The organism is Pseudomonas sp. YQ_5 (assembly GCF_043103305.1).
GTDB lineage: Bacteria > Pseudomonadota > Gammaproteobacteria > Pseudomonadales > Pseudomonadaceae > Aquipseudomonas > Aquipseudomonas putida_Y.
This window is the reverse complement of the sequence record NZ_JBICJS010000095.1, coordinates 20,053-41,398: the sequence shown is the minus strand read 5'-3', so window position 1 is coordinate 41,398 and position 21,346 is coordinate 20,053. Positions and strand designations below refer to the sequence as shown.

The following is a 21,346-nucleotide window of genomic DNA, read 5'->3' as shown; positions in this document are numbered from 1 at the left end:
ATTGTTTCAACCTTTTTCCTGACCGCTCGATCCGCTATGCTCGGACTCCACCCCGTGCCGGATATACCCCAGGAAAGAGGGCTCCATGATCCGCAGCAAACTGCCGAATGTCGGCACGACCATCTTCACCACCATGTCCCAGCTCGCCGTGCAGACTGGCGCGCTCAACCTGTCCCAGGGCTTTCCTGACTTCAATGGCCCGCAGGCCCTGCTTGATGCCGTGGGCCGGCACGTGGCTGCCGGGCATAACCAGTATTCGCCGATGACCGGCCTGCCGGCCTTGCGCCAGCAGGTAGCGGCCAAGGTCGAGCGGCTGTATGGGGCCAGGGTGGATGCCGATCAGGAAGTGACTATCACCCCCGGCGCCACCGAGGCTATTTTCTGTGCCATCCAGGCGGTGGTACATGCCGGTGACGAAGTGATCGTCTTCGATCCCTGCTACGACAGTTACGAGCCGTCAGTGGAGCTGGCCGGTGGCCGCTGTGTTCATGTGCAGTTGAGCGACGGCACCTTCCGTATCGACTGGCAGAAATTCAGCGATGCCTTGACCCCGCGCACGCGCATGGTCATCCTCAACTCGCCACACAACCCCAGCGGCGCGCTGATCACTCGCGAAGACCTCGACCAGTTGGCCGCACTAATTGCCGACCGCGATATCTACCTGGTCAGCGATGAAGTGTACGAGCACCTGGTCTACGACGGTGTACGCCACGCCAGCGTGCTGGCCCATGAGCAGTTGTACTCGCGTGCCTTCGTGGTCAGTTCTTTCGGCAAGACGTACCACGTTACCGGCTGGAAGACCGGGTACGTGATCGCACCGCCTGCCCTGAGCGCCGAGCTGCGCAAAGTGCACCAGTACGTCAACTTCTGTGGGGTGACGCCGCTGCAGTGGGCCTTGGCCGATTTCATGGCCGAGCACCCCGAGCATATTGATGAATTGCCAGCCTTTTACCAGGCCAAGCGCGACGTGTTCTGCGGCTTGCTGGAAGGCTCGCGTTTCAACTTTACCCGCACGACGGGCACTTATTTCCAGCTGGTGGACTATTCGCAAATCCGCCCGGACCTGAACGATGTCGACATGTCGCTGTGGCTGACGCGTGAGCACGGCGTGGCGACCATCCCGGTATCGGTGTTCTACCAGCAACCCATCCCCGAGCAACGCCTGGTGCGCCTGTGCTTTGCCAAACGAGAGGAGACGCTGCGTCAGGCAGCGGAAAGACTATGCGCGATCTGAGTACACTGCCGAACCTGAAAGTCGCCCTGGTGCAAACCACCCTGGCCTGGCACGACCGCGAGGCCAACTACGCGCACTTCGAGGTGCTGCTGGAGCAGGTGGGCGAGGTGGACCTGGTGATCCTGCCGGAAATGTTCACCACCGGTTTTTCGATGCAGTCGGAAAGCCTGTGCGAGCAGGAGAACGGTCCGACCTACAAATGGTTGAAAGCCCAGGCGAAGAAGCACAATGCGGTGATTACCGGCAGTGTGATCATCCAGGCGGCCGATGGCAGCCACCGCAACCGCCTGTTGTGGGCGCGGCCGGACGGCGAGATTCTGCACTACGACAAGCGCCACCTGTTCCGCATGGCCGGTGAGCACAAACATTACACCCCAGGCGAGCGGCAGGTGCAGTTCGAGGTCAAGGGCTGGCGGATTCGCCCGCTGATCTGTTACGACCTGCGCTTCCCGGTGTGGAGCCGCGACGCCCAGGACACCGACCTGCTGCTTTATACGGCCAACTGGCCGGCCGCGCGTCGCCAGCACTGGAACCGCCTGCTACCGGCGCGGGGCATCGAGAACCTGTGCTATGTGGCGGCGGTGAACCGGGTGGGCACGGACGGTAAAGGCTTTGCTTATTCTGGTGACAGCCAGGTGCTGGATTTCCAGGGTGAGAGCCTGCTCAGTGCCGGCGAGGCGGACGGGGTGTTCACTGCCGTACTGAGCGCGTCGGAACTGGCGGCGTACCGGGCCAAGTTCCCGGCCAACCTGGATGCCGATACCTTCGAGTTGCACTGACAGCAGCGCCGGCTTCTTCGCGGGCTTGCCCGCGAAAGGGCCTGGTGGCCAATCTCCCTGGCCCTTCAGCGTTACCGCCGCCACCGTATTCGCGGGTAAACCCGCTCCTACACAGATCGGTGGTGGACACACATCTGGGGTTGGACACAGCCCGCTGTAGGAGCGGGTTTACCCGCGAAGAGGCCGGCGCTGGTTGAATCGATTTCCGGTCAATACACATCCCGCCGATACCGCCCATCCTCGATCAACTGCTGTACAGCTTCTTCACCCAGCATGCGATTGAGCGCAGCATCCACCCCCGCCGCCATGCCTTTCAGGCTGCCGCAGACATACACGCAAGCCCCATCGGCTACCCAGCGCTTGAAGTCCTCGGCCTGCTGCAGCATCACGTCCTGCACATACACCTTTTCGGCCTGATCGCGCGAGAACGCCAGATCCAGCCGTGCCAGGTCGCCGTTGTCCAGCCAAGCTTGCAGCTCATCGCCGCACAGCAAGTCATGCGCCCGATTACGCTCGCCGAACAACAGCCAGTTGCGCTGCTCACCGGCATTGACCCGCGCGCGCAACAGGCTGCGAAGGCCTGCCAGGCCAGTGCCGTTACCGATCAGGATCATCGGCGCAGCGGCCTCAGGCAGATGGAAACCACTGTTACGCCGCAGGCGCAGGCTCAGGGTGCCATTCATTGGCAGGTATTCGGTCAGCCAGCCAGAGCCCAAGCCAAGGTTGCCGTCGGGGTGGCGTTCCTGGCGCACGATCAGCTCCAGCACACCATCGCTAGCGATCGAGGCGATGGAGTATTCGCGGCTGCCGATCGGTACCAGTGCATCCACCAGTGCCTGCGGCTGCAAGCCGATCAGGTGGTCGCGGCGCGTCGGCAACTGGCGACCAGCGAGTGCCTGGGCAAGGGTTTCGCTCAGGCCATTCACCTGCACCTGGCTGCTGGCGTCCAATGCCATGCCCTTGAGGAACGCGTCGATACGTGGCTGCCCATTTAGCGGCAGTATTTCTACCAGGTCGCCGGCTTCCCAGCTCGCAGGTTCTGCAGCCTGCAGGCCAAGCAGGTACACCGGTTGGCCTTGGCTGCCGGGGTTGAGCAGTTTGCGGCGCACCAGCGACCAGTTGGCAAAGGTTGGCGGCTGCCAGGCGGCGACCGGCTGGGCGCCGGTCAGTTGCGCCAGTTCCTGCTGCCATTGCTGCAGGGCGGCCTGGTCGGCGTTGTCCACTTCCACCGGGCTGAATGCACTGCTGGCGCCGCGCTCCCCCAGCCACGCCTGGAGGCGACGAGCGAAGCCGCAGAAGTGCGGGTACTGACGATCACCGAGGGCGAGCAGGGCATAGTTGAGGTTGTTCAGTGCCCAAGGCTGGCCGAGCACCTTGCGCTCGAAGGCGCGGGCGCTGTCGGGCGCTTCACCGTCGCCGAAGGTACTCACCACGAAGAGCGCGCGATGGGCCTGGCGCAGGTCGTTTTCACCCAGCTCAGCAAGGGCGCGCACCTTAACTGTCTGGCCAGCTGCCTGCAGCTGCTTCGCACTCTGCCAGGCCAACTGCTCGGCAAAGCCACTCTGGCTGGCAAAACCGATCAGCCAACCGTCGCCATTGCCGTTGCTGTTGGCGACGTTGCCACGGGCTGCGCGCACCTGACGTTTCTTGCGGCGACGGTCGAGGTACAGCAGCCAGCCAGTGACGAAGAACAACGGCATGGTCAGGCTGGCGATGGTGACGATGATGCGCCCCGGCAAGCCGAAGTACTCGCCCACGTGCAAGGCGTAAACACTCTGCAGCAGTTGCGCCTTGAAGGATTTGTCGGTGTAGCGGTCGTGCTTTTTAACCTGGCCGGTGGCCGGATCCAGGACCAGGGTATTGAAGGCACGTGGGTGGGCAGCGTTGTCGAGCAGGTAGAACAGGTTGGCCGGCTGACCGCCAGCGGGCGGCAGGCGCAGGTTGTAGGTGGAAAGGCCTGGGCCCGCGGCGTCCTTGAGGTTGGCCCAGATGGCGTCGTAGTCCACCACCAGCGGTGGCGCATTCCTGTCGACTTTCTGCGGCCCGTGCCGGCCACGGCCTTCACCACGTTTTTGCTGCTGGCCCGCAGCCGGCGCGTCAGCCAGCAGCTTGTTCAGGCCTTCGCGGTACCACTCATAGGACCAGAACAGGCCGGTCAGGGCGAACAGAAGGTAGAACAGCAGGCACCAGGTACCTGCCACGGCGTGCAGGTCCCAGTTGAAGGCGCGGCCTTTCTTGGCCCAGTCGAAGGTCAGCCAGGTGCGCCAGTCCAGCGCTTTGCGCGGCCAGCGCAGGTACAGGCCGGACAGGCAGAAGAACACCAGCATCAAGGTGCAGGCCCCGGTGATTTGCCGGCCAGTGTCGCCCATGGCGAGGAAGCGGTGCAGCTTGAGCATGAGGTTGAAGAAGCCTTGCCCGGCCACTTCACCCTTGAGCTCGCCGGTGTACGGGTCGGCATAGCGCAGTTCGCCACGGCGTTCGCCCGGTGCCGGCATGAAGAAGATACGTGCAGCGTTGCCTTCACGCACGTCGACCCACAGCATCGACACCTTGTCGTGCTGCTGGGCTTCGACCCGTTTAACCAGCTCGGCCGGCGGCAGCACGCCTTCGGCGCGTACTTCTACCTTGAGTACATCGGCATTGAATGCGCGCAGCAGTTCTTCCTGGAACGAGTACAGTGCCCCGGTAATGCCCATCAAGGCCAGCACCAGGCCAGCGGTGATGCCAAAGAACCAGTGCAATTGGAACAGCGTCTTCTTCACCACGTTACTCACCTTGAGTTGCTGCCGCGACCTGCGCGGCGTGCATTATGCCTTGATACGCAAAAGCCCCGCTCACGGGAATGAACGGGGCTCGGGGTGACTTGATTAGAAGTGGAAGTTGGCACTCATGAGTGCAGTACGGCCAGGCGCTACGTGAGCGTAATGCGTAGCGAATACTTGATCGAAGTAACGCTTGTCGGTCAGGTTCTGCACATTCAGCTGCAAGTCGACATTCTTCGTCAGGCGATAGGTAGCCATGGCGTCATAGCGCCAGTAGGAAGGTACCTCGACCGAGTTGGCTTCGTCACCGAAGCGCGAATCGACAAAAGTCGCTCCAGCACCAACGGTCAGTTGCGGAATGATGTCGTAGGTCGACCAGAACGTGAAGTTGTTACGCGGCGTGCTAGGCATGTGGTTGCCTTCGTTCGCTGCAGTAGAGGTTTTCACGATCTCGCTTTCCATATAGGTGTAGCCGCCATAGACCTTCCACTTGCTGGTCAGGTTACCCGAGTAGGTCAGCTCCACACCCTGGACCCGTTGCTCGCCATCGAGCACCTGATAAGTGGCATTGTCTGGATCGGTGACGCGTGCGTTGGTTTTGTCGGTACGGAACAAGGCTGCGGTCAACGATAGGTTATCGTCGAAGAAGTCCCACTTCGTGCCGATTTCGTAGTTGCGGTTACGTTCTGGATCGAGGTTGCTGTTGTTGGCCGCCAGCTCCAGGCCTCCATTACCGCTGGTTTCGCCCGACGGGTTACTGGAGGTCGACCATGCAGCGTAAATACTGCCGTTGGGCAACGGCTTGTAGACTACGCCAACTTGGTAGTTCCACAGATGCGCGTTGTTTTCGCGAGAGAAGTCCCCCGCAACCGAGCCACGCCCACCTGTGCTGTATCCGCTTGATTTGGTCTGGTAATCGTCGTAACGCAGGCCAAGGTTCAGCGACCACTGTTCGTTGAAAGTCAGTGTGTCAAATACGTAGGCAGCGCTGGTCTTCGTATCCGTATCGGTGAACGCTTGGCTGTCGGTAATCGTGCCAGACCAGCCGTCATCCGGGGATGGGTCATAGAGGCTGGTGCAGTCGCCCGAAGCCAGCAAGGCGGGGGTGCAAACAGTGCCTGTGCCAGCGGCCGAGGTGACGACATACCCGCGGTTATGCGTGTCGCTGTAGGTGAACTCCAGGCCTGTCACCAGGCTATGCTCGATGAAGCCGGTATTGAACTTGGCACTCAGGTCGGTCTGGTTCACCCAACCTTTGGACGTCGAATTGCGGTTCTTGGTGGCGCGATAGACCGTACCGTTGGCGACGTTACCTTTACTGTCATCCGGGTTGGTCACGATGTAGTCGAGGGTCGAGCGCGACATGCGGAAGCTGTTGGACAGTGTCAGGTTTTCGTTCAGGTCATGTTCGATACGGATCGTGCCGCTGTCGTTGCTGGTCTTGCGGTAGTCGCGTCCGTTCAAACCGTAGAAGTTGTCGCGGTCTACATGAGCCGGGCCATCTACATTGTATTTGCTGCGCGTGGCGCTGCGATTCAGCGGGATGCCGTAGTCAGGCATATCGTCGGTTTTCAGGTGGTAGTAACCCACTGTGACCCGTGTATCGGTGCCCAAGCCAAAAGCGAACGACGGTGCCACCCCCCAACGGCTCACATCCACATCGTCACGACCGGCGACGTTGGCTTCGTGCTTCATCAGGTTCAAGCGAAAGGCAGAGGTGTCGGTCAGCTGTTTGTTCAAATCCAGGGTGGTGCGTTTGGTCTGGTCTGAACCCCAAGTGAACCCACCGTTGTAGCTATCGCCAAGTTTTGCGCTCTTGGTGACCAGATTGAGGCTCCCGCCCGTCGAGCCAGCACCGGTAAAAGCGGAGCCAGGGCCTTTTGCGACCTCAATGGACTCGACGTTGAAGATCTCCCGGCTTTGGGATGCGACATCGCGCATGCCATCGACAAATACGTCACTTTCGGCGTTGAAGCCGCGGATGATAGGGCGGTCACCCGCTGGGTTGCCGCCTTCGCCTGCGCCAAAAGTGATGCCTGGGGTTGTACGCAAGGCGTCTACCAAGGACGTCGCCCCCGTGTCACGAATGACTTGCTGAGGGATCACCGTGACACTCTTCGGTGTTTCACGCAGCGGGGCGGTGTACTTCTTCGAGCTGGCGGTGTCCGTCTTGTAGCTGGTGACATCCTGTGCCGCGTTGACGCTGGTTGCGTCGAGTGAAATGACAGAATCAGCAGCCTGATCATCTGCATATGCAAGCTGAGCAGTCGATGCAGCAGAGATGGCAACGCCAATGGCGGACGCAAGCAGGCGTTGTGAGCTCACAGCAGATGGCACGTAATGACGCATTGGTAAGGACCTTCCCCAAGGTTTCGAGGCGGTGGATCTTAATGTAAGCAATTTTGACTAACAATTGAGATTCGTTACCATTCGTGAAGAATTTACAATCTTTACAATTTGTCTTTACGGTTTCATGCAGCTGAAACGTCTTAACTGGCGAATGGGGCTTGTGTAGCGCAAAAGGGAATCAATATCATTGAGCCTTTACATTTCCCAACGGTGCTGTTGCCATGCTGCTTCACATCCCAGGTCTGTTCGACGCTGATGAACTGGCCCGTATTCGCGAGGCGCTGGAGCAGGCCGACTGGGCCGATGGCAAGCTTACGGCGGGTTATCAGTCGGCCAAGGCCAAGCACAACCTGCAGTTGCCGGAAGGCCATGCGCTGGCCAAGGAAATTGGCACTGCGTTGATCGACCGCCTGTGGAAAACCCCGCGCTTCATGTCGGCAGCGTTGCCGCACAAAGTGTTCCCGCCGCTGATCAATTGCTATCGCGAAGGTGGCAACTTCGGCTTCCACATCGACAACGCCCTGCGCCAGCCCAAGGGCAGCCCGGAGCGGGTGCGTACCGACCTGTCTTCCACGTTGTTCCTCAGCGACCCGGAAAGCTACGACGGCGGTGAGCTGGTGATCCAGGACACCTATGGCGTGCAGCAGGTCAAGCTGGCCGCCGGTGACATGGTGCTGTACCCCGGCACTAGCCTGCACAAGGTCAACCCGGTGACCCGTGGCCAACGTTATGCCGCATTCTTCTGGACCCAGAGCCTGGTGCGCGATGACAGCCAGCGGACGCTGCTGTTCGAGATGGACAACGCAATCCAGCAACTGACTGCCGATGTGCCGGACCATCCTTCGTTGTTGCAGCTGACGGGCACCTACCATAACTTGCTGCGCCGCTGGGCTGAGGTCTGAGCCGTGTCCTACCTGCTGCGGCGTGAGGAAGTGGTGGATGTGGCCGGCTTGCAGGCCATGCTCGAGGAATCCCCCGGCAAGGCCGCCCAGGCAATTCTGGCGGCAGCGGGGCAGGGTGCGGTCGAGGCGCAGTTGCTGCTGGGGCAGATCCTGCTGGATGGGCTTGGCATCCAGCAGGATGCCACCGTCGCCCGGCGTTGGTTCGGTATCGCTGCACAGGGGGGGAATGCCATGGCGCACAACATGCTCGGGCGTTGCCTGGAGCATGGTTGGGGCGGTGAGGTGAGTTTGGCGCAGGCTGCCGTTCACTACGCCCGTGCGGCCGATTCCGGTTTGGACTGGGGCCTGTATAACCTGGGCAACCTTCTGGCGACCGGGCGCGGGGTGCCGGTCAATCAGGTGCAGGCGCTGATGTGCTACGAGAAGGCTGCGCAGCTGGGGCATGCCAAATCGATGAATCTCTATGGGCGTTACCTGGAGCAGGGCATTGCCACGGCGCCCAGCCCGGCGCGGGCGGTGCGCTGGTATCGGCGTTCGGCCGAGGCGGGGGATTTTCGCGGGATGTTCAGCCTGGCGCTGGTGCTGGTCGAGCGTGGGCAGTTGGCCGAGGCAGGGCAGTGGCTGGAGCAGGCCCGGGTTGCGGGGAACATGAATTTCCTGCGTGCTGCGTTGGTAACCCTGCAGGGCGCAGGGCCGGTGTTGATGGCCTTTGCGGCGCGGTATGCCGAGGAAATCGATCGGCGCGAAGAGGCCGGTACAGGAGAGCACACATGAAAACGGGGCCTTTCGGCCCCGTTGTGCATTACAGGTAGTAAGCCTTCAGCGGCGGGAAGCCGTTGAATTCCACTGCGCTGTAGCTGGTGGTGTAGGCGCCGGTCGACAGCCAGTACAGGCGGTCACCGATGGCCAGGTTCAGCGGCAGCCCGTACTTGTAGTTCTCGTACATGATGTCGGCACTGTCGCAGGTCGGGCCGGCGATGACCACTTCTTCGGCTTCGCCTTTTTTCTCGGTCCAGATCGGGAACTTGATGGCTTCGTCCATGGTTTCGATCAGGCCGGAGAACTTGCCTACGTCGGTGTAGATCCAGCGCTCGACGGCGGTACGCGACTTGCGTGCGACCAGCACCACTTCGCTGACCAGGATACCGGCGTTGGCGATCAGCGAACGGCCAGGCTCGAGGATGATTTCCGGCAGTTCGTCACCGAAGTCTTCCTTGAGGAAGCGGATGATTTCTTCGGCGTAGGTTTCCAGGCTGTTGGTACGGGTGATGTAGTTGGCCGGGAAGCCACCACCCATGTTGATCAGCTTCAGTTCGATGCCGTCTTCTTCTTTCAGGCGCTCGAAGATCACCTTGACCTTGGCGATGGCGGCGTCCCACACGCTGATGTCGCGTTGCTGCGAACCCACGTGGAAGGAGATGCCGTAAGGCACCAGGCCCAGGTCGCGGGCGAGGATCAGCAGGTCCATGGCCATGTCGGTCTGGCAGCCGAACTTGCGGGACAGTGGCCAGTCGGCAGTGGTGGAGCCTTCAGTCAGAATGCGCACATACACTTTCGAGCCCGGTGCGGCCTTGGCGATGTTGCGCAGGTCGGCTTCCGAGTCGGTGGCGTACAGGCGCACGCCCTTCTCGTAGAAGTAGCGGATGTCCTTGGACTTCTTGATGGTGTTGCCGTAGCTGATACGGTCAGCGCTGACACCGCGGCCCAGTACTTTGTCCAGTTCGTAGATCGAGGCGATGTCGAAGCTCGAACCTTTCTCTTTGAGCAGGTCGATGATTTCCACGGCCGGGTTGGCCTTGACCGCGTAGTAGACCTTGGCAAATTCGAAACCGGCGCGCAGGTCGTCATACGCCTGGCTGATCATCTGGGTGTCGATGAGTACGAACGGGGTTTCCTGCTTGTCAGCGAACGCCTTCATTTTCTGGAAGGTTTCACGCGCGAAATAGTCTTCGACCTGGATCGACATGCTCAGGGACTCCATGGGCAAACTGAAAGATTAAGTGGCTGCAAACTGAACGTCCTCCGTATCCCCACTTTGGTTCGCCTACTCAGTACTTGAGCCGGATGGATCGTTTCCAGCATGGACGTTCGGCGCGCACTTTAGGGCGTGAAGAATGCAGAATCAACAGGCAATCCGGGCGTGATCGACGTGGATCGACGACCAGCCATTTGAATAACCGACTCGTGTGACCGGCTGATGTTCCCTGCGATGTTTCAAGCGTAAAAAATTGTGGAATGGAGCGTGTTGGGCCCTTCGCGGGCAAGCCCGCTCCCACAGGGGATACGCGTTCAATGTGGGAGTGGGCTTGCCCGCGAAAGGGCCGGAGGTGTTCATATTTATGGCCACATTTTCCTGGTACCCCCGTACAGGAAATCGCCCATAAATTTTTTGTTACCGACTGGCGGATTTGCTGCCTTGATGAGAAGAGTTGCTATTTGCCGCCAGCTTTCTACGAAACCACCGCCTCAGCCGGCGAAACAATACAGGTCTTCGCCCCCCGCGATCTCCCCGAACTCAGGTACGCGGCAATCGACTCCTGCGTCACCTCGCCCAAGAACACCTGCTCGGCATCCAGCACCGGCAACCATGCCCGGTTGAACTCGTACATGCGCGACAACAGGATGCGCAAATGCTCATCGTGCGACGCCGTGGCATTGAACGGCCGCAGGAAATCGCCACACGTCCCTTGCTGGCGGTGCATGTCGCGTCGGCGTACATAGCCCAGCGCCTTGTTTTGCGCATCGGTCACCACCACGTAGCGGCGGTCGTGTTCATCAAGCAGCTCCAGCGCATCGCTCACAGGCGTTTGCGGGCTCACCGATGGCGCGTTGTCTGCGGCATCCTCGGCACGCACCAGCAACAGGCGCTTGAGCGTGCTGTCCTGGCCTACGAAGTTGCTGACGAAATCATCCGCCGGGTGGGCCAGCAAGGTGTCCGGATGGTCCAGTTGCAACAGCTTGCCGGCACGGAAGATGGCAATCTTGTCGCCCAGTTTGATCGCTTCGTCGATGTCGTGGCTGACCATGATCACCGTCTTGTTCAGCGCCCGCTGCATTTCGAAGAACTCGTTCTGGATCATCTCGCGGTTGATCGGGTCGACCGCGCCGAACGGTTCGTCCATCAACAGCACGGGTGCATCTGCTGCCAGGGCACGAATCACGCCGATACGTTGTTGCTGGCCGCCGGACAGCTCGCGCGGGTAGCGTTGCAGGTACTGCTTGGGTTCGAGCTTGATCATGTGCATCAGCTCGCGGGCGCGTTCGTGGCATTTCTGCTTGTCCCAGCCGAGCAGGCGCGGGACCACGGTAATGTTCTCCTCGATGGTCATGTTGGGGAACAAACCGATTTGCTGGATCACATAGCCGATGTGCCGGCGCAGGGTGACTTCGTCCAACCCGGTGGTGTCTTCGCCATTGATGAACACCTGGCCCGAGGTGGGCGTGATCAGGCGGTTGATCATTTTCAGCGTGGTGCTCTTGCCACAGCCCGAGGGGCCGAGGAACACGCAGATTTCCCCTTCGTTGACGGTGAGGCTTACCGAGTCGACGGCTTTGACGTCCTTGCCGTTGACGTTGAAGGTTTTGCTGAGGTTCTTCAGTTCGATCATGAGCGCAGTCCTTCTGGAGTCAGGGCACGTTGCAGGGTTTGCAGCAGCAGGTCGGCGATGATTGCCAACAGGCTCACCAGCAAGGCGCCGATCAGCAGCATCGACATGTCGCTGCGGCTGATGGAGGTGAGGATGAGCACACCCAGGCCGCCGGCGCCGATGGTGGCAGCAATGGTCATGACACCGATGTTCATGACCACGGCGGTGCGTACACCGGCGAGGATGACCGGTACGGCGATGGGCAGTTCGACCATGCGCAGGCGCTGACCGAAGGTCATGCCTATTCCGCGTGCGGCTTCACGGATGCCGGGCTCGACATTGGTCAGGGCCAGGTAGGTGTTGCGCAGGATCGGCAGCAGCGAGTACAGGAACACCGCAGTGATCGCTGGCAACGGCCCCAGGCCCTGGCCGAACTTGGAGTAGAACGGCAACAGCAGGCCGAACAGGGCAATCGAGGGGATGGTCAGCAGCACTGTGGCGCTGGCCTGCAGCGGGCCTGCGAGGGCCGGAAAACGAGTCATCAGGATGCCCAGCGGCACCCCGACCAGAATCGCCAGGCCCACGGCAACGCCTACCAGCATGATGTGCTGCCAGGTCAGGTGCAGCACCTGGGCCCAGTCCAGGTGGCTGAAGGTATCGATCAGGTTCATGGCTGGCCCTCGCTGTTCAGTGGGTGCTTGCGCAGGAAGTCTGCGGCCACGGCAGTGGGGTTCTGGTGCTCGACATCGACCTTGGCGTTGAGCTGGCGCATGGTTTGGTCATCCAGTTGCTCGGCCAGCGGCTTGAGCAGGCCAGCCAGCTGCGGGTTGGCGTCGAGCGTGGCTTTGCGCACCACCGGCGCGGCGGTGTAGTCGGGGAAGTAGTGTTTGTCGTCTTCCAGCAGCTTGAGGTCGAAAGCGTCCAGGCGGCCGTCGGTGGTATACACCAGGCCGGCGAACACCTGATTGTTGCGCATGGCGGTGTACACCAGCCCGGCGTCCATCTGGCGGATGTTGCGCCGGCCCAGCGGCAGGTCATACATTTCGCGCAGGCCTACCAGGCCGTCGGGGCGGTTGGCGAATTCGGTGTCCAGGGCCACCAGGTGATTACGCTTGCTCTCGTCGCGCAGCACCTGGTTGAGGTCGCTGATCGAGTTGATCTGCGGGTAGGCCTCGGCGACCTGCTTCGGCAAGCCGAGGGCATAAGTGTTGCTGAATTTCGACGGGGTCAGCCAGGTCAGGTCTTTTTTGGCATCCAGCTCCTTGACCTTGGCGTAGGTGGCCTCGGCGCTGGGCATGCGCTCTTCGATGTGGTTGTACGACACCAGCGACACACCGGTGTATTCCCACATCAGGTCGAGCTGGCCGGTTTCCTGAGCCTGGCGTGCGAGGCTGCTGCCAAGCCCGCCGATGACACGCACATCGAAGCCGTTGGCGCGCAGGTATTGCGCGGTGATTTCGGCGAGCACGGTCTGTTCGGTGAACACCCGCGCGCCGATGCGGATCAGCGGTTTTTCCGCTGCCTGGGCAAATCCTGCGTACAGCAAGGCCGCGCCCAGTAGCAAGGCGATTCTCTTCTTCATACGTTTCCTATCCTTATTCGACCAGGCCGCGTTCCAGCCAGCGCTTGCTGGAGAAACTCACCGCCGCATCCAGCACCAGTGCCAGCAGTGCGGTGCAGGCGGCACCCAGCAGCAGTTGTGGCTGGTTGTTCAGGGCGATGCCGGGGAAGATCAGGCTGCCCAGGCTGTTGGCGCCGATCAGGAACGCCAGCGGTGCGGTACCCACATTCAGTGCCAGGGCCACGCGTACGCCGCCGACGATGATCGGCACGGCGTTGGGCAGTTCCACCTGCCAGAGTTGCTGGCGCGGGGTCATGCCAATGCCGGTGGCGGCTTCCTTGAGCGAGGCAGGGACGTTTTTCAGGCCTTCGTAGGTGTTGCGCACAATGGGCAGGAGGGAGGCGAGGAATAGCGCGAAGATCGCAGGCCCGGCTCCGATGCCCAGGATACTCAGGGCGATGGCCAGAACGGCCAGGGGGGGAATGGTGTTGCCAACGTTGAAGAACTGCATGAAGCGCTCGGCTTTGTCGACCCGGTGCGGTCGACTTAACGCAATGCCGGCGGGGATGCCCACGGCCAGCGCCGCCGCCATCGAAGCCAGCACCAATACCAGGTGCGCTTGCAGGTAGAACCCAAGATCGTCGCGATAACGCGCGATCGTGTCGATGCCGATCCAGTGGACCAGCAGGGCCAGGATGACGAGCACGGCGGCCCATCCCAACAGCCCCGAACCGTAGCGTTTTGCCACAGGTGGACTCCTTGTGTAGTCGGCGAGCACACTTCTTGGTTGCCGGCCAGTCCTGGCGGCGGGTGGTGTGTTCGCGAGTAGCAGCGTGAGGCAAGCCGAGGGCTGCGATCAGGCCATGAGCCGAACCCCGTCGGGCCCGAAAATGCTGATGAAACCAGTCCCCAACCGAAGCGGTTTGCAGGGGAGTGGACGTCTCCATGGGTGTCAAGGTTCCCATCTGAGGCAGCATTTGGCCAGCGTTAATCACTGGGTGGCAGGATTTTTGGCGAGAAAAAACAGCGACTTAATGTGCTGCAGGCGTTGAAATAACTGCGCTTTGGTCATTTGTCGTGATAAAGCGATTGCCTGTTGGATTTCTTTTGTCTATGCCGGCCTCTTCGCGGGTAAACCCGCTCCTACACAGACTGCACCGCATTCGAATCCTGTGTCGTACCTGTGGGAGCGGGTTTACCCGCGAAGAGGCCGGCACGGGCGCCATTCATTCGGCAGATTTTGGTCCAGGCCCAACTTCAGGTATGATACTGCCCCTTTCAAATCCCCCAGTCAGGCGATTTCCCATGACCAACCAGGCCGCCGAAGTCGCGAAGCGCCGCACTTTCGCAATCATTTCCCACCCCGACGCCGGTAAGACCACCATCACCGAGAAGCTGCTGCTGATGGGCAAGGCCATTGCCGTCGCCGGTACCGTGAAGTCGCGCAAGTCCGACCGCCACGCCACCTCCGACTGGATGGAAATGGAGAAGCAGCGCGGCATCTCCATCACCACCTCGGTGATGCAGTTCCCGTATCGCGAGCACATGATCAACCTGCTCGACACCCCCGGCCACGAAGACTTCTCCGAAGACACCTACCGCACCCTGACCGCGGTGGACTCGGCGCTGATGGTGCTCGATGGCGGTAAAGGTGTAGAGCCGCGTACCATCGCCCTGATGGACGTGTGCCGGCTGCGCGACACGCCAATCGTCAGCTTCATCAACAAACTCGACCGTGACATCCGCGACCCGATCGAACTGCTCGACGAGATCGAAGCCGTTCTGAAGATCAAGGCCGCGCCAATCACCTGGCCAATCGGTTGCTACCGTGACTTCAAGGGTGTGTACCACCTCACTGGCGACTACATCATCGTCTACACCCCGGGCCACGGCCACGAGCGCACCGAAGCCAAGATCATCCAGAAACTGGACTCGGACGAAGCCCGCGCACACCTGGGCGACCAGTACGACGCGTTCGTCGAGCAACTGGAACTGGTGCAGGGCGCCTGCCACGAGTTCAACCAGGAAGAGTTCATCAATGGTCAGTTGACCCCGGTGTTCTTCGGTACTGCGCTGGGCAACTTCGGTGTCGACCATGTGCTCGACGCCGTGGTCGACTGGGCGCCGCGTCCGCTTGGTCGGGTGGCCAACGAGCGTACCGTGGAGCCTGTGGAAGAGAAGTTCACCGGTTTCGTGTTCAAGATCCAGGCGAACATGGACCCGAAACACCGCGACCGTATCGCCTTCATGCGCATCTGCTCGGGCAAGTACGAGAAGGGCATGAAAATGCGCCACGTGCGCCTTAACAAAGACCTGCGTATCGGCGATGCGCTGACGTTCTTCTCCTCCGAGCGTGAGCAGCTGGAAGAAGCCTTTGCCGGTGACATCATCGGCCTGCACAACCACGGCACCATCCAGATCGGCGACACCTTCACCGAAGGCGAGGCGCTGGGCTTCACCGGTATTCCGCACTTCGCGCCGGAGCTGTTCCGCCGCGTACGCCTGAAAGACCCGCTGAAATCCAAGCAACTGCGTCAAGGCCTGCAGCAGCTGGCCGAAGAAGGTGCTACTCAGGTGTTCTTCCCTGAGCGCAGCAACGACATCATCCTGGGTGCGGTCGGCGTGCTGCAGTTCGACGTGGTCGCCAGCCGCCTGAAGGAAGAGTACAAGGTCGAGTGCGCCTACGAGCCTATCACCGTCTGGTCCGCGCGCTGGATCAGCTGCGATGACAAGAAGAAGCTCGAGGAATTCCAGACCAAGGCCATGGAAAACCTGGCCATCGACGGCGGCGGTCACCTGACCTACCTGGCGCCGACCCGGGTCAACCTGGCGCTGATGGAAGAGCGCTGGCCGGACATCAAGTTCCGCGCTACCCGCGAGCACCACTGATCGCGAGAGCTTGCTCTTGACCCCTGTGGGAGCGGGTTTACCCGCGAATGCGTCGGTAGAGTCAACACCGCATTCGCGGGTAAACCCGCTCCCACAAGGACGTCGTAACGACTGAAATCAGTTCCCTGCTTTGATACTGGTCCAGATTCGCGTACGAATACGGTCGATCTTCGCCGGCATCGCCTCCAGCGCATACAGCTTGCCCATCACCTCGTCGCTCGGGTAAATCATCGTATTACCCTTCATCGCCGGGTCCACCAGCCCGTCTGCCTTGAGGTTGCCGTTTGCGTATTGCACATGGTTGCTGATGTTGGCCATCACTTCCGGCTGCAGCAGGTAGTTCATGTAGGCATATCCGGCCTTTTCATCCGGCGCATCGACGGGCATGGCGACCATGTCGAACCACATCGGCGCGCCCTCCTTGGGTATCGAATAGCCCACCTTCACGCCATTGTTCGCCTCGTCGGCGCGGTTCTTCGCCTGCAGCACATCCCCTGAGAACCCCACCACTACGCAGATATCGCCGTTGGCCAGGTCGCCCGTGTACTTGGACGAGTGGAAATAGCTGATGTACGGCCGCACCTTCATCAGCAGGTCCTTGGCCTTCTCGTAGTCCTTGGGGTCTTGGCTGTGATGGGGCAAGCCCAGGTAGTGCAGGGCGATCGGCAGCAGTTCGGGGCCATTGTCCAGCACCGCGACCCCACAGCTTTTCAGCTTGCTCATGTACTCGGGCTTGAAGATCAGGTCCCAGGAATCCACGGGCGCGTTGCCGCCGAGCACTGCCTTGACCTTGTCGATGTTGTAGCCAATGCCGGTACTGCCCCACAGGTACGGGAAACCGTACTGGTTGCCCGGGTCGTTCACCTCCAGCGCCTTTAGCAGCACCGGGTTGAGGTTGTGCCAGTTAGGCAGCTGCGACTTGTCCAGGCGCTTCAAGGCCTTGCCTTGAATCTGCCGGGCCATGAAATGGTTGGAGGGAAACACCACGTCGTAGCCGGAATTGCCGGTCATCAGCTTGCCATCGAGGGTTTCATTGCTGTCGTACACGTCGTAGGTGGGCACGATGCCGCTGGCTTGCTGGAAGTTCTTCAACGTATCGGGGGCCACGTAGCTGGACCAGTTGTAGATCTTCACCGTTTCAGCGGCGCTGGCCACGCTGGCGGCCAGCATCAGAGGGGCGAGGAGGAAGGTGCGCATGTCGGGTTTACCTTGCTTTGTCTGTTGTTATCGAAGGCAGGCGATCAGCGGATCAGAAAACAAGCACGTAGGTCTTGCGCACGGTCTCCTGGATGTCCCAGGTGCCGGTGCTGTTGGCCGGTAGCATCAATGCGTCTCCGGCTTCTATGACCAGGGGCTCGCCACCGTCGGGGGTGAACGTGCAGCGGCCCTTGATGAAATGGCAGAACTCCTGTTGCACGATCTGCCGCCGCCAGCGCCCTGGGGTGCATTCCCAGATGCCGGTTTCGACGCCATCGCTGCGCTCCACGCAGGTGACTGACGTGACTGCCACGGGTTCGCCGAGCGGTACCGCGACCGGGTTGGAGCTGTCGAGCACGGCAAATTCGGTGTTCTTGAACTGGGTGATGCTCATGACCGGTGGATCCTGTACGAGTGATAAGGGAAGTCAGTGCATGAAGCCTTCCATGAAGTCCGCAAGCGATATGGCCAGGCGCCGCCTCCACGGCGCGCTGGCGGGGTTGGCGAGGGTCCGGTCCTCGTGGACGAAGCTCTGGATGATCGCGTTGTAGCCCAGCCAGCGGCAGGGCTCGGGGGGCCAGCTGGCCAGGCTCGATAGCGGGCGGTTGTCGAGCACCCAGGGTTGTGCTGTCAGTTCGTTGTGCTGGTTGAGGATCAGCGCCGCCAGGGTGCGCCCACCCAGGTTGGTAGCCCCCACGCCTTCGCCGCCGTAGCCGCCGGCAAGGGCGATGCCGCGCTGGCGGTCGCAGAGCATGTGTGGGCGGAAGCGTCGCGCCATGCCCAGGTTGCCGCCCCAAGTATGAGTGATGCGTACCTGTTTGAGCTGCGGGAACAGTTCGCTGAACAGGTAGCGGCGCAGTTCGATTTCATGTTCGTCGAGGTTGAAGTTTTCGCGCAGGCGCCCACCGAAGCGGTAGCCACCGCGGGCACCGAAGACCAGGCGATTGTCGGCGGTACGCTGGCCATAGGTGACCTGGCGGCTGCTTTCACTGAAGGCTTGGCCCTGGCTCAGGCCAATCTGCTCCCAGGTAGCCTCCGGCAGCGGCTCGGTGGCCACCAGCAGGCTCTGTACCGGCAATTGGTGTTTGCCCAGTGGCGGCAGGCTGGCGGCGTAACCCTCCACGGCAGGCACCATCCACTGGCAGCGAATCTGTGCCAGCGGGGTACGCACCTCGCTCGGCTGCCAGTCGATGGCCGGGGTGTTTTCGTAGATCGGTACGCCCAGCGCCTCCACTGCCCGGGCAAGGCCGCGCACCAGCTTGGCTGGCTGGATGGTCGCCGTGTGCGGGCTGTAAATGGCTCCAAACGCATTGCTGACCCGCAGTTGGCTCCCCAACTGCTCGGGGCTCAGCCAGCGGTAGTCGTCCTCGGTCATGCCTTGGCGATACAAGTCGTCGAGGTAGGCGCGCAGGCTGCGTTCCTGCTCCGGGTAGCGCGCCGCGCAATACAGCACGCCGCCTTTGCGGTAGTCACAGTCGATGCCTTCGCTTTGCAACACGCGATGCACTTCATCAGGGATGCCGTGCAGCAGGTCGATGCTGGCGCGGCGCTGTTGCGGCGAGAGGGTGCCGAGCAGGCGGTCTTCGCCTAGCAGGTTGCCCATCAGCCAGCCCCCATTTCGGCCGGAGGCGCCGAAGCCGGCGATTTGGGCTTCGATCACCGCAATGTTCAGCTGGGGTGCCTGGCGCTTGAGGTAGTACGCGGTCCAAAGGCCGGTATAGCCGGCACCGATGATGCACACGTCAACGTCGAGGTCATTGCGCAGTGCCGGGCGCGCGCACAGCGGCTCGTCGAGCTGGTCCATCCACAGGCTGAGCGTGCGCAGGGGTTGCATCGGGTTCGGCTCCACATCCGTCAAGGTCTGTGGGCGATCGTAGTGGTGTCAGCGGGCAGCTGTCTTACGTGCGTGCACGCAGGGAAATTTGCTTCAGGTAGGCCTTGGGCGTGAGCCCGGTGTGCTCACGGAAGCACTTGTAGAACGCCGACAGCGAGTTGAAGCCGGCACTGAAGGCCAGCTCGTCGATCGTCGCCTCGACGCTATCATCGCCGAGGCTGGCCATCAGGTGCTGCAGGCGTGCCTGGTTGACGTAGCGGTAGAAGCTTTGCCCCAGCACCTGGTTGAGCAGGTAGGAAATCTGGTTGCGGCTGTAGCCGCTGGCGTCGGCGACCTGTTGCAGGTCGAGCTCCGGGTCGAGGTAGGGGCGTTGACGCTGGAAGTAGTGCTCCAGGTCCTGGGCCATGGTCGACAACTGCCGGGGCGACAGGCCCAGGCGGCTGGTGGCGGGGCGCGGGCCGCTGTTGGCGTGGCCTGTGCCGTTCTGGCGGACCAGCGTGGCGTATTCGTTGACCCGCCAGATCAGCCCGTCCCTGACGGTGATCGCCTCGCTGGACTGGAACGCAACCAGGCCGTCACCGCCCTGGACCGTGACCTGATACTGGATGAATGCGGTGCAGCCATCGACGCGGATGCGGTCGCTGTGGACGATGTCCTCGCCGGCTTCATGGGGCAGGCAGGCGCGTACGTAGTCGCGCAGTTCCTGGTGGCCGAGCACGCGGTTCTGAAAGAAGTCGTGGTACTGGATATCGGGGTGGTAGAGCGCCATGACACCGTCGAGGTCGCGGTGCTTCCAGCAGAGGTGGTAGCGCAGCACGATTTCGGCGGTAAGCGGCGTTTGCTCGGGGCCGTCGGGGAGGGTGGTGGCGATCATGGTTGGATAGTGCATTGCAGAACACCCAGGTGCAAGGGCGTGGATCCTGCATATTGCACGGTTTGCTCAGGCGGCGTGAAGGGTAAGCCTTTGATTTTTATGAATGTAGTTTTTTGATACAAGTGGCATGGCGGCTGCACCTTTCTTGTCACCATCGAACAAGGAGAAAGGCCATGCGCTCGATACTGCTTTGGATGATTGGGGTGCCGATTCCGGTGATCATTCTGATCTGGTTCTTTATGCATTGAGATTTTGGGGGCCGCGCTTTGCGGCCCTTTTGCTACAACTCTTCGCTACAAAAGGCATGTTCAAGGCAGGCAAGCGCGAACATAGTCGAATCCCCATATTTTGTAGGCTTGGAGAAAACCGCACCCGCAGGTAACGTCGCGGAATGCCCTGAGCAAAGCCCTCAGTTATCTGGCCAGCAACTGGTACTGGGTGAGGGTTTCCACCACTTTGTTGTTCACCACCCGCTTGATGTCGGTCAGTGTGCCGTTGGGGGGGCGAGTGAAGTGAAGGAAGTGGCCGAGGACGTTCTCGATGCGTTGCAGCGGCACTTCGGTGTTGGTGTCTGGCACTTCGCCGAAGTAGAACAACAGATTGTCGAGGGTCTGCAGGATGTAGTGGCCGCCCTCGGTGTACGTGAAAAGCTCGCTATTTTTATAATGTTTTATTAAAAACAAAAGTAATTGGCAAGCTGCGTAATTGCTCAGTGCTGCTGCAAAAATTTTTCGACCAAAGCAAAACCAGAAACACTCATCAATATATGATTTTGGTACTCTTCAATTGCTAGATTCCTAACTGGGCTTCCGCGCCGATAAAGAGTGCCCGCCATATTAAATTCAAAATCTTTCAACGCGGAATCAGAAACCACACTGTGCTGTAAAATAGGCCACTCACCCGCCTTCAGTTTATCTACAGCCGTAAACATTACCGTAAAGCTTCCTCTGTGATCTTTGAATACTAAATATCTAGCATCCTCAGGCACCTCCTCGCTACTGCTGATAGACACCACAGCGAAAGCAAATACCTTCTTAAATTTTTGTTCCTTGCTTTCTGCGCCAAGCCAAATTATTTGGCTGATTGCAAATCTACCGTCTTCCATCGGAATAGAAAAATAGTCACCCGCTTGCATACGTTTTACTCTTGTCATAAGCCTAGCGCCTTCATCTTGGTCAAAGCGTCAGATAGTACAACGTCCCCAACTAGGGTTATGTCCGGCCACGTCATAAATTGAAGCATTAGGATTGGAGGAGCTATACGACCTGATGCTATTCAATAAATTTGTAACCTCATTGGTCGACAGCGCACCTCCATTAAGATACATGATTTTTTGCTCTAAGAATTCGGCCTCAGCTTTGGTCAGATTGTTGTCAAA

Annotated in this window: 17 protein-coding genes and 1 pseudogene; 5 read left to right on the top strand and 13 right to left on the bottom strand. The window is 60.4% G+C overall.

Annotation, left to right across the window (positions count from 1 at the left end; genetic code table 11):
* Positions 1–85 precede the first annotated feature (85 nt).
* Both ACF8EA_RS21045 and ACF8EA_RS21040 read left to right on the top strand, forming a co-directional pair.
* The gene (locus ACF8EA_RS21045; protein WP_084850646.1) at positions 86–1,234 is read left to right on the top strand and encodes a pyridoxal phosphate-dependent aminotransferase; all 1,149 of its coding nucleotides are present in this window, start codon (positions 86–88) and stop codon (positions 1,232–1,234) included.
* Complete coding sequence (locus tag ACF8EA_RS21040) at positions 1,222–2,013, top strand: amidohydrolase (protein ID WP_021781782.1); 792 nt, start codon at positions 1,222–1,224, stop codon at positions 2,011–2,013. The genes ACF8EA_RS21045 and ACF8EA_RS21040 overlap by 13 nt, the downstream gene beginning before the upstream one ends.
* 209 nt (positions 2,014–2,222) lie before the next feature.
* Here the strand turns inward: ACF8EA_RS21040 and ACF8EA_RS21035 are convergent, their stop codons facing one another.
* Both ACF8EA_RS21035 and ACF8EA_RS21030 read right to left on the bottom strand, forming a co-directional pair.
* Positions 2,223–4,778 carry a PepSY domain-containing protein gene (locus tag ACF8EA_RS21035; RefSeq protein WP_392523125.1) on the bottom strand — a complete coding sequence of 852 codons (2,556 nt, stop codon included), beginning with the start codon at positions 4,776–4,778 and terminating at the stop codon, positions 2,223–2,225.
* A 102-nt stretch (positions 4,779–4,880) separates the two neighbouring features.
* Entirely contained in the window at positions 4,881–7,124 is a 2,244-nt protein-coding gene (locus ACF8EA_RS21030; RefSeq protein WP_103443524.1) for a TonB-dependent siderophore receptor, read from the bottom strand.
* Positions 7,125–7,345: 221 nt separating this feature from the next.
* On the opposite strand from ACF8EA_RS21030, the gene ACF8EA_RS21025 reads away from it, so the two are divergent.
* Positions 7,346–8,026 (top strand): Fe2+-dependent dioxygenase, encoded by a 681-nt coding sequence (locus tag ACF8EA_RS21025; protein WP_021781785.1) that lies wholly within the window; start codon positions 7,346–7,348, stop codon positions 8,024–8,026.
* A 3-nt stretch (positions 8,027–8,029) separates the two neighbouring features.
* Complete coding sequence (locus tag ACF8EA_RS21020) at positions 8,030–8,800, top strand: tetratricopeptide repeat protein (protein ID WP_103443525.1); 771 nt, start codon at positions 8,030–8,032, stop codon at positions 8,798–8,800.
* A gap of 28 nt (positions 8,801–8,828) precedes the next feature.
* Here the strand turns inward: ACF8EA_RS21020 and ACF8EA_RS21015 are convergent, their stop codons facing one another.
* The 5 genes from ACF8EA_RS21015 to ACF8EA_RS20995 all read right to left on the bottom strand — a co-directional run bounded on the left by ACF8EA_RS21015 (position 8,829) and on the right by ACF8EA_RS20995 (position 13,922).
* Positions 8,829–9,992: a type III PLP-dependent enzyme gene (locus tag ACF8EA_RS21015; protein WP_021781787.1), complete on the bottom strand. Its 1,164-nt coding sequence runs from the start codon at positions 9,990–9,992 to the stop codon at positions 8,829–8,831.
* A 484-nt stretch (positions 9,993–10,476) separates the two neighbouring features.
* Positions 10,477–11,634, bottom strand: a complete 1,158-nt coding sequence (locus tag ACF8EA_RS21010) for a betaine/proline/choline family ABC transporter ATP-binding protein (protein ID WP_392523123.1) — start codon at positions 11,632–11,634, stop codon at positions 10,477–10,479.
* Positions 11,631–12,284 carry an ABC transporter permease gene (locus ACF8EA_RS21005; RefSeq protein ID WP_028697400.1) on the bottom strand — a complete coding sequence of 218 codons (654 nt, stop codon included), beginning with the start codon at positions 12,282–12,284 and terminating at the stop codon, positions 11,631–11,633. The genes ACF8EA_RS21010 and ACF8EA_RS21005 overlap by 4 nt, the downstream gene beginning before the upstream one ends.
* Positions 12,281–13,195, bottom strand: a complete 915-nt coding sequence (locus ACF8EA_RS21000) for a glycine betaine ABC transporter substrate-binding protein (RefSeq protein WP_274148687.1) — start codon at positions 13,193–13,195, stop codon at positions 12,281–12,283. Before ACF8EA_RS21000 ends, ACF8EA_RS21005 begins: the two co-directional genes overlap by 4 nt.
* Positions 13,196–13,208: 13 nt before the next feature.
* The gene (locus tag ACF8EA_RS20995; RefSeq protein ID WP_021781793.1) at positions 13,209–13,922 is read right to left on the bottom strand and encodes an ABC transporter permease; all 714 of its coding nucleotides are present in this window, start codon (positions 13,920–13,922) and stop codon (positions 13,209–13,211) included.
* Positions 13,923–14,479: 557 nt separating this feature from the next.
* Here ACF8EA_RS20995 and ACF8EA_RS20990 point away from each other — a divergent pair.
* Positions 14,480–16,063, top strand: a complete 1,584-nt coding sequence (locus ACF8EA_RS20990) for a peptide chain release factor 3 (RefSeq protein WP_021781794.1) — start codon at positions 14,480–14,482, stop codon at positions 16,061–16,063.
* Between the two features lie 117 nt (positions 16,064–16,180).
* On the opposite strand, the gene ACF8EA_RS20985 is transcribed toward ACF8EA_RS20990, so the two are convergent.
* From ACF8EA_RS20985 to ACF8EA_RS20960, 6 genes and pseudogenes are all read right to left on the bottom strand, one after another.
* Positions 16,181–17,260 (bottom strand): polyamine ABC transporter substrate-binding protein, encoded by a 1,080-nt coding sequence (locus tag ACF8EA_RS20985; protein WP_103463230.1) that lies wholly within the window; start codon positions 17,258–17,260, stop codon positions 16,181–16,183.
* A gap of 52 nt (positions 17,261–17,312) precedes the next feature.
* A complete protein-coding gene (locus tag ACF8EA_RS20980) occupies positions 17,313–17,654 on the bottom strand; it encodes a cupin domain-containing protein (RefSeq protein WP_014589771.1) in 342 nt (113 codons plus the stop codon).
* Between the two features lie 33 nt (positions 17,655–17,687).
* Positions 17,688–19,094 carry an FAD-binding oxidoreductase gene (locus ACF8EA_RS20975; RefSeq protein WP_103463229.1) on the bottom strand — a complete coding sequence of 469 codons (1,407 nt, stop codon included), beginning with the start codon at positions 19,092–19,094 and terminating at the stop codon, positions 17,688–17,690.
* 64 nt (positions 19,095–19,158) lie between these two features.
* Positions 19,159–19,983, bottom strand: a complete 825-nt coding sequence (locus ACF8EA_RS20970; RefSeq protein WP_330508952.1) for a nuclear transport factor 2 family protein — start codon at positions 19,981–19,983, stop codon at positions 19,159–19,161.
* Between the two features lie 413 nt (positions 19,984–20,396).
* A pseudogene (locus ACF8EA_RS20965) lies at positions 20,397–20,606 on the bottom strand (hypothetical protein); the annotation flags it as partial.
* Positions 20,607–20,677: 71 nt separating this feature from the next.
* Entirely contained in the window at positions 20,678–21,103 is a 426-nt protein-coding gene (locus tag ACF8EA_RS20960) for an Imm26 family immunity protein (RefSeq protein ID WP_392523122.1), read from the bottom strand.
* Between the last annotated feature and the right edge of the window lie 243 nt (positions 21,104–21,346).

What these genes read in the sequence shown, in the direction of transcription:
- ACF8EA_RS21040 (WP_021781782.1), top strand. Translation starts at nt 1,222, where the DNA reads ATGCGCGATCTGAGTACACTGCCGAACCTGAAAGTCGCCCTGGTGCAA.
- ACF8EA_RS20980 (WP_014589771.1), bottom strand. Translation starts at nt 17,654, where the DNA reads ATGAGCATCACCCAGTTCAAGAACACCGAATTTGCCGTGCTCGACAGC.
- ACF8EA_RS21025 (WP_021781785.1), top strand. Translation starts at nt 7,346, where the DNA reads ATGCTGCTTCACATCCCAGGTCTGTTCGACGCTGATGAACTGGCCCGT.
- ACF8EA_RS20975 (WP_103463229.1), bottom strand. Translation starts at nt 19,094, where the DNA reads ATGCAACCCCTGCGCACGCTCAGCCTGTGGATGGACCAGCTCGACGAG.
- ACF8EA_RS20970 (WP_330508952.1), bottom strand. Translation starts at nt 19,983, where the DNA reads ATGCACTATCCAACCATGATCGCCACCACCCTCCCCGACGGCCCCGAG.
- ACF8EA_RS21030 (WP_103443524.1), bottom strand. Translation starts at nt 7,124, where the DNA reads ATGCGTCATTACGTGCCATCTGCTGTGAGCTCACAACGCCTGCTTGCG.
- ACF8EA_RS20990 (WP_021781794.1), top strand. Translation starts at nt 14,480, where the DNA reads ATGACCAACCAGGCCGCCGAAGTCGCGAAGCGCCGCACTTTCGCAATC.
- ACF8EA_RS21015 (WP_021781787.1), bottom strand. Translation starts at nt 9,992, where the DNA reads ATGTCGATCCAGGTCGAAGACTATTTCGCGCGTGAAACCTTCCAGAAA.
- ACF8EA_RS21045 (WP_084850646.1), top strand. Translation starts at nt 86, where the DNA reads ATGATCCGCAGCAAACTGCCGAATGTCGGCACGACCATCTTCACCACC.
- ACF8EA_RS21005 (WP_028697400.1), bottom strand. Translation starts at nt 12,284, where the DNA reads ATGAACCTGATCGATACCTTCAGCCACCTGGACTGGGCCCAGGTGCTG.
- ACF8EA_RS21010 (WP_392523123.1), bottom strand. Translation starts at nt 11,634, where the DNA reads ATGATCGAACTGAAGAACCTCAGCAAAACCTTCAACGTCAACGGCAAG.
- ACF8EA_RS21000 (WP_274148687.1), bottom strand. Translation starts at nt 13,195, where the DNA reads ATGAAGAAGAGAATCGCCTTGCTACTGGGCGCGGCCTTGCTGTACGCA.
- ACF8EA_RS20985 (WP_103463230.1), bottom strand. Translation starts at nt 17,260, where the DNA reads ATGCGCACCTTCCTCCTCGCCCCTCTGATGCTGGCCGCCAGCGTGGCC.
- ACF8EA_RS20960 (WP_392523122.1), bottom strand. Translation starts at nt 21,103, where the DNA reads ATGCAAGCGGGTGACTATTTTTCTATTCCGATGGAAGACGGTAGATTT.